Origin of the sequence: Rhodococcus sp. (in: high G+C Gram-positive bacteria) (assembly GCF_049299235.1) — a bacterium.
Taxonomy (GTDB): domain Bacteria; phylum Actinomycetota; class Actinomycetes; order Mycobacteriales; family Mycobacteriaceae; genus Rhodococcus.
This window is the reverse complement of the sequence record NZ_JBAQXC010000060.1, coordinates 1-6,480: the sequence shown is the minus strand read 5'-3', so window position 1 is coordinate 6,480 and position 6,480 is coordinate 1. Positions and strand designations below refer to the sequence as shown.

General features: G+C 68.8%; 7 protein-coding genes and 1 pseudogene. 3 read left to right on the top strand and 5 right to left on the bottom strand.

Going from position 1 to position 6,480, the window contains the following annotated elements; all coding sequences use genetic code 11:
- Both WAX14_RS03285 and WAX14_RS03280 read right to left on the bottom strand, forming a co-directional pair.
- The coding region (locus WAX14_RS03285; protein ID WP_422626663.1) for an ATP-binding cassette domain-containing protein at positions 1–807 on the bottom strand (807 nt) is incomplete at its 3' end.
- A 110-nt stretch (positions 808–917) separates the two neighbouring features.
- A complete protein-coding gene (locus WAX14_RS03280; RefSeq protein ID WP_422626662.1) occupies positions 918–1,406 on the bottom strand; it encodes a TIGR00725 family protein in 489 nt (162 codons plus the stop codon).
- Positions 1,407–1,514: 108 nt separating this feature from the next.
- On the opposite strand from WAX14_RS03280, the gene WAX14_RS03275 reads away from it, so the two are divergent.
- Positions 1,515–2,417 carry an alpha/beta fold hydrolase gene (locus tag WAX14_RS03275; RefSeq protein ID WP_422626661.1) on the top strand — a complete coding sequence of 301 codons (903 nt, stop codon included), beginning with the start codon at positions 1,515–1,517 and terminating at the stop codon, positions 2,415–2,417.
- A 6-nt stretch (positions 2,418–2,423) separates the two neighbouring features.
- Here WAX14_RS03275 and WAX14_RS03270 read toward each other — a convergent pair whose 3' ends face one another.
- Positions 2,424–3,044 carry an FHA domain-containing protein gene (locus WAX14_RS03270; RefSeq protein ID WP_422626660.1) on the bottom strand — a complete coding sequence of 207 codons (621 nt, stop codon included), beginning with the start codon at positions 3,042–3,044 and terminating at the stop codon, positions 2,424–2,426.
- A 72-nt stretch (positions 3,045–3,116) separates the two neighbouring features.
- Here WAX14_RS03270 and WAX14_RS03265 point away from each other — a divergent pair, with 72 nt between their 5' ends.
- Positions 3,117–3,521 carry a YchJ family protein gene (locus tag WAX14_RS03265; protein ID WP_422626659.1) on the top strand — a complete coding sequence of 135 codons (405 nt, stop codon included), beginning with the start codon at positions 3,117–3,119 and terminating at the stop codon, positions 3,519–3,521.
- Between the two features lie 46 nt (positions 3,522–3,567).
- Here the strand turns inward: WAX14_RS03265 and WAX14_RS03260 are convergent, their stop codons facing one another.
- Entirely contained in the window at positions 3,568–4,206 is a 639-nt protein-coding gene (locus WAX14_RS03260; RefSeq protein ID WP_422626658.1) for a TetR/AcrR family transcriptional regulator, read from the bottom strand.
- Positions 4,207–4,296: 90 nt separating this feature from the next.
- Here WAX14_RS03260 and treZ point away from each other — a divergent pair, with 90 nt between their 5' ends.
- Complete coding sequence (gene treZ / locus WAX14_RS03255) at positions 4,297–6,051, top strand: malto-oligosyltrehalose trehalohydrolase (RefSeq protein ID WP_422626657.1); 1,755 nt, start codon at positions 4,297–4,299, stop codon at positions 6,049–6,051.
- Between the two features lie 33 nt (positions 6,052–6,084).
- Here treZ and WAX14_RS03250 read toward each other — a convergent pair.
- Positions 6,085–6,480, bottom strand: a pseudogene (locus WAX14_RS03250) (MFS transporter); the annotation flags it as partial.

Here is a 6,480-nt window from a genome sequence, read left to right as displayed (position 1 = left end):
CACCGCGACCCGGTCGATTCCGATCTCGATCGTCCCGGTGGCAACGAATGATCCTAGGACAGAAGCGATCTCGGGGAGATGCTTCCGGTGCGCGGGCACGACCTCGCAGACGCTGCCGCCGACGCGGTCCTTCAACCGCGCGGCCGTATCGTCGGCGACGACGACACCCCGGTCCACGACGACAATGCGATCCGCGAGCAGGTCGGCTTCCTCGAGGTATTGGGTGGTCAACACCGTCGTGATCCCCCGGGACTTGAAACCGGCGATCAGGTCCCACACCTGTTGCCTGCTGCGCGGGTCCAGCCCGGTGGTCGGTTCGTCGAGGAACACCACCCGGGGCGGGACGACCAGGCCACACGCGATATCGATGCGGCGGCGCATGCCCCCGGAATACCGGCCGACGGGGCGGCCCGCGGCGTCGTCGAGATCGAATTCGGCGATCAGTTCCGCAGCGCGGACCCGGGCGGTGCGGCGGCGCATTCCGAGAAGCCGCGCGAACAATACGAGGTTTTCGAACCCGGTGAGGGCGTCGTCGAGCGCGGCGTACTGCCCGGTGAGCATGATCGATCGCCGCACGCCTGCCGCATCGGCGACCACATCGTGCCCATCGACGAGGGCCCACCCGGAGTCCGGTCGCAGCAGTGTCGCAAGGATGTTCACCACGGTGGTTTTGCCTGCCCCGTTCGGGCCGAGGACTGCGAGCACCTCACCGGGCGCGGCGGTGAAACTCACCCCGCGCAGTGCCTCGACCTCACCGAAACACTTGGTGACGTCTTCGACATGCAGGGCCTGAGTTCGATACGGCACGGGGGCCTCCTGACTGACGGCGGAAAATTGTGCTGTCCACGATCTCCCGGACGCAGTGCGCGCGATACCCACCCCAGAGGTGGTCCGGCCCCCACCCGATTCGGCAGCACCTACGGTCGGCCGTCGAGCGGATCCCTCCGCCACAACAACGCATGCAGACACTCGACGGCCTCGGCGGCGTCGGCGACGGCAAGCACACCGGGGCCGGGCATCTGCCAGCCTCCGATCGACACCACGGGAACCCCGGTCCGCACCGCGAGCGCAATCTCGCTCATGGTGCCCCAACTCCCACCGACCGCGATCAGCGCGTCACTCGTACGGACGAGCAGAGCGTTGCGCATCTCCCCCAGCCCGGTCGGCACCGCGACCGTCAGATAAGGATTGCCTGCGGCGCGGTCGTCACCGGGCAGCAGACCGATCGTGGCGCCGCCCGCCTCGATCGCCCCGCGCGACGCCGCCGCCATCACCCCACCCAATCCACCGGTGACGACGACCGCGCGGCGCCCGGCCAGCAGTCCGCCGACGCGACGGGCGACGCGGCGCTGCTCCGGGGTGGCGTCACCGGGTCCGACGACGCCGACATACCGCTGCTCCTGCATTTTTCGATTGTCCATCACCTCAGGGGGTTGTGGAGCCCACTCCGGGGTGCAGACAACTCACCTCCGGGTTCATCGTGGTCACGCACGGTGCGGCGCACCCTGATCGTCATGACCACCATGCGCAGCGCCCGTCCCGTCCGGCGCGTCACCGTTCTTACGGACGACGGGGTGGCGCTGGCCGTCCGGGAGATCGGATCCGTCGACGCGCCGCTGACCGTCGTGTTCGTCCACGGGCACTGCAATCACGCGGAAAGCTGGTCGCCGCTGCGTGATTCACTGCTGAACCGGACGGGTCCGGCGATGCGGATGGTGTTCTTCGACCACCGGGGGCACGGCCGCTCGGGTGGGGCGCCCGCGGAGACGTACACCGTCGAGCAGGTGGGCCGGGATCTCGGGGCGGTGCTGCGCGCCGTGTCATCCGGCCCGGTCGTGCTGGTCGGGCATTCGATGGGCGGCATGGCGATCCTGTCGTACGCGAGGCAGCATCCGCACGAGATCGGTCACCGGGTCGCCGGAATCGGCCTGATCGCGACGGCCGCCGGCGACCTGCACCGCGCCGGTCTGGGCCGCTATCTGCACAGCCCGGCGATGGGATTGTTCCATCGGGCGGTGACCCGGGCGCCGCGCATCATGCAGCGAGCGACCCGGTTCGGCGGTCGCATGAGCGGTCCGTTGTTCCGCGCCGCGGAACGCCGGTCCCCGGAAAGCCGCTGGGCGGCATTGATGAAGGTTCTGCACAGCGGAACATCGGTGGTGACGATGTCCGGTTTTCTCCGTTCGTTCGCCGCTCTCGACGAATCGGCCGCACTGACGGTTCTCGCCGCGGTGCCCGCCTTGGTGCTGTGCGGTTCGGCAGACGAATGGACTCCGTTCGAGTTGTCGTCGGGGCTGGCGTCGCGGCTGCCCCTCGCGGAGTTGGTGCGTATCGACGGGGCGGGGCACTCGGTGATCGTCGATCGGGCCGAGGAGGTCGCCCGCGCGTTGATCGTGCTGCTGCGGCGGGTCGGTTGAGCACGATCACAGGTCGCGTTCGGTGATGATGCCGCTGTGCAGGGCCAGTTCGGCCAACCGCACCCGTTTGAGGTTCTGCGGCAGGTCCTCGACACCGAATTTGGTGAACAACGCGCGCAGATGGGTCTTGACGGCATCGACGCTGAGGAAGAGTTCGGTCGCGATCGCCTGGTTGGAGGCGGGACTCGCGAACGCGGCACCGTGCTTGTACGGGCGGCACAACGCGAGCAGCACGCCGCGCTGGGTGTCGGTGACGGATCGGACGGTCGGCATTTCCGCCGCGACCCGGGTGGCTTCGTCGGGTCCGGCCCCGATCTCCTGGAACGTCAACCGGATCGTGCCGATCCGGATGCTGTCGCCTTCCCGCAGTCGTCGCCGTCCCGTGATGCGCTCACCGTTGACGAAGGTTCCGTTGCGTGACAACCCGTCGTCGACGATCGTCCAGTGCGTTCCGATCCATTCGACGACCGCGTGCAGTCGTGATACTTCCTCGTCGCCGGTGAACGGCACGTCCGCGTCGGGTGAGCGTCCGATCGTGACGCGGGGTGCCGTGGGTGACAGTTCGTAGCGGTGCTGCCTGCCGTCCTTGTCGATGTACCTCAGCCGTGACTCGATTCCGACGCTCACTGCGACCTCCCGAATTCGGAATCAATCGTGCCCGTTGCCGATGGCCTCGGCAAGGGCCGCGATACTGGGTGTGTGAACCGTCGACGCGCCCCGGTACCTACCTCCGATTCTCCATGCCCGTGTGGTCGCGGGCTGCCGTTCGGTGAGTGCTGCGGTCCGTTCCTGGCCGGCGCGGACGCACCGACCGCCGAGCAGTTGATGCGGTCGCGGTACACGGCGTTCGCGGTCGGGAACGTCGATCACCTGAATCGGACGTGGCATCCGACGTGCCGCCCTGCCCGGCTCGAACTCGATCCGGACCAGCGGTGGACGGGACTCGAGATCCTGTGCACGACCGGCGGCGGCTTCCTGCACACCGAGGGCACCGTCGAGTTCCGTGCCCGCTACACGTTGGACGGTGCCGACGAGGTGATGCACGAGCGCAGCCGGTTCGTGCGCGTGGACGGCCGCTGGGTCTATCTGGACGCCCTGCCCTGATCGGCAGGAGCGGCTCGACTGGGGCGGTTCGACAGGCGCCGCCCGGTCAGCGCAGCAGAGTCGCCCGCAGAGTGTCGGTCAACCACGCCCGGTACTGTTCGACGTCCCATCCGCAGTTGCGGCGGAGCAGCGCATGCACCTGCGGCGAGCTGAGGGTGAACAGGACGTCGGCCGCGTGGTCGACGCTCATCCCGTCACGGAGCAGACCGCTCACATGCAGGCCCTCGGCGAGGGTGCGGGCGTTGTCGGCGGTGGCGCGGGCGTCCTCGTCGGCGAATCGCCGCATGTCGGGGTCGGCCCCCGAGGATTCCACCGACGTCATGAGCAGGCCACCGGCTCGTTCGAGCATGTCGGTGCCGAACCCGACGACGTGATCGAGGATCAGATCCGCATCGGAGGCCCGGCGCGCGGATTCCTGCCGGGGCGGGACGGTGGCGTCACCGGTCCCGGCCACCGCGGTGTCGAGTGCTTCGCGGAACAATTCGGATTTGCCTCCGGGGAACGCGGTGAACACGGTCCGTATCGCGACACCGGCCTCGTCGGCGATGTGCCTGACCGTGGTGGTGACGTAGCCGTCGCGGACGAAGAGTCGAGCACCCGCGGCGCGGATCGTGGCACGGGTGCGGCGGGCGGCTTCCTCACGGAGCGGGGATGTGTACGTCCGCTTCGTGGTGTTCTCGGGCATCCGAACAACCCTAGCAGCATCGGATGCAGCACTGATGCAACCGAATTGTGGAAGGCTGCGCGCAACACTCGGACCGGGCATGCTGGATCCGTGCACACCTTCGAGGTCTGGGCCCCACTTCCCGAGTCCGTCCGACTCCACGTCGACGGCGGCGTCCATCCGATGCACCGCGACGACACCGGCTGGTGGCGAGCCACCGTCGACGCCTCCCCCGACGCCCGCTACGGCTTCCTCGTCGGCAGCACCGAAGCCGATGCGCAGGATGCCGTGCTGCCCGACCCCCGGTCGGGTCGCCAACCGGACGGCGTGCATGGCCTGTCCCAACTGCACTCGATCGACACCGACGCCTGGACGGACGCGGCGTGGACCGGGCGTCAACTGCCGGGCAGCATCGTCTACGAACTGCACATCGGCACGTTCACCGACGCCGGCACCCTCGACGCGGCGATCGACCACCTCGACGAACTCGTCGACCTCGGGGTCGGCTTCGTCGAAGTGATGCCGGTCAACGCGTTCAACGGAACCCACGGCTGGGGGTACGACGGGGTGCTCTGGTACGCGGTGCACGAACCGTATGGCGGACCGGACGCGCTGCAACGGTTCGTCGACGCGGCACACGCGCGTGGGCTCGGGGTCGTCCTCGACGTGGTGTACAACCATCTGGGCCCGTCCGGAAACTACCTGGACCGCTTCGGACCGTATCTGTCCGGTGGTGGCGGGCCGTGGGGCGAATCGGTGAACCTCGACGGCCCCGACTCCACCGAGGTCCGGCGGTACATCGTCGACAACGCACTGCGCTGGTTCCGCGACTTCCACATCGACGCACTGCGACTGGACGCCGTCCACGCCCTCGTCGATCACACCGCCACGCACGTTCTCGAGGATCTGTCCGCCGAAACGTTCCGGCTCTCCGCACATTTGGGCCGCCCGCTGACGTTGATCGCCGAAAGCGACCTCAACGATCCCCGGCTGATCACGCCGCGGTCGGCCGGCGGGTACGGTCTGCACGCGCAGTGGGACGACGACATCCACCACGCGGTGCACGCGGCCGTCTCCGGCGAACGGCAAGGCTACTACGGGGATTTCGGGTCGCTAGACTGTCTGGCCCGGACCCTGCAGCACGGATTCTTCCATGCCGGGACGTATTCGACATTCCGCGGTCGCGTCCACGGGCGTCCCCTCGACGTGCGCCGCACCCCCGCCAGTTCCCTGGTGGCCTATACCTGCACCCACGATCAGGTCGGCAACCGCGCGCGCGGTGAACGGCCGGGCGAATATCTCGATCACGGGCAGCTCGCCGTCAAGGCAGCGCTCGTGCTCACCTCCCCGTACACGCCGATGTTGTTCATGGGTGAGGAGTGGGGTGCTCGCACACCGTTCCGATATTTCACCTCGCATCCCGAACCGGAGTTGGCCGCCGCGGTCGTGGCGGGCCGTCGACGCGAGTTCGCCGAACACGGATGGGACACCGGCGACGTGCCCGACCCGCAGGACCCGGGGACCTTCCGCAGTTCCGTCCTGAACCGGGCCGAACGGACCGAGCCGGAGCACGCGCGACTGCTGTCGTGCTACCGGGATCTGCTGGCGCTCCGTCGGTCCCGGACCGAACTGACCGATCCGTGGCTCGAGAACCTCCGGGTCGACTACGACGAGGCGGAACGCTGGATCATCGTGCACCGCGGGAAAATTCGAATTGCGTGCAACCTCGGCCCCGATCCGATCACCGTTCCCGTCGGCGGCACCGCGCTCGTGTGGTGGGACGAGCCGGTGGTCAACCGCACCCGGTCGGCGGCGCTGATCCCGGGCCATTCGTTCGCGGTGTTCGACGGCCCCGACGAACGATGACCCGGCCGGGCCGCACCGGACGCAGACGTCCGGTCAGCGCCGTCGGAGCATCCGCCACGCGAACACCGCGGTCACCGCAAGGATGACGGCGGTGGCCGCCGAGGCACTGTGCATGCCCGCGACGAACGCCTCGCGACCGTCCGCGAGCAGCGCGCGCGCCGCGGTGTCCGGCAGGTGCCGGGCCGTCTCCACGAGAGTGCCGAGCGTATCGAGGTTTTCGTGCGACGGACCGAGGTCGGCGAGCCTGCTCTGGTAGGTCGCGCTGACGACGCTGCCGAGCACCGCCACACCGAGTGCCAGCCCGAGTTCGTATCCGGTTTCGGACACGGCGGATGCGGCGCCCGCACGATCCGGTGGGGCTGCGGCGACCACCAGGTCGGTGGTGAGGGTCATCGCGACCCCGACGCCCGCACCGACGGCGGTGAAGCC

Bases quoted from the DNA above. Each gene is read 5' to 3' on its own strand.
- WAX14_RS03260 (WP_422626658.1), bottom strand. From the start codon at position 4,206: ATGCCCGAGAACACCACGAAGCGGACGTACACATCCCCGCTCCGTGAG.
- WAX14_RS03275 (WP_422626661.1), top strand. From the start codon at position 1,515: ATGACCACCATGCGCAGCGCCCGTCCCGTCCGGCGCGTCACCGTTCTT.
- WAX14_RS03280 (WP_422626662.1), bottom strand. From the start codon at position 1,406: ATGCAGGAGCAGCGGTATGTCGGCGTCGTCGGACCCGGTGACGCCACC.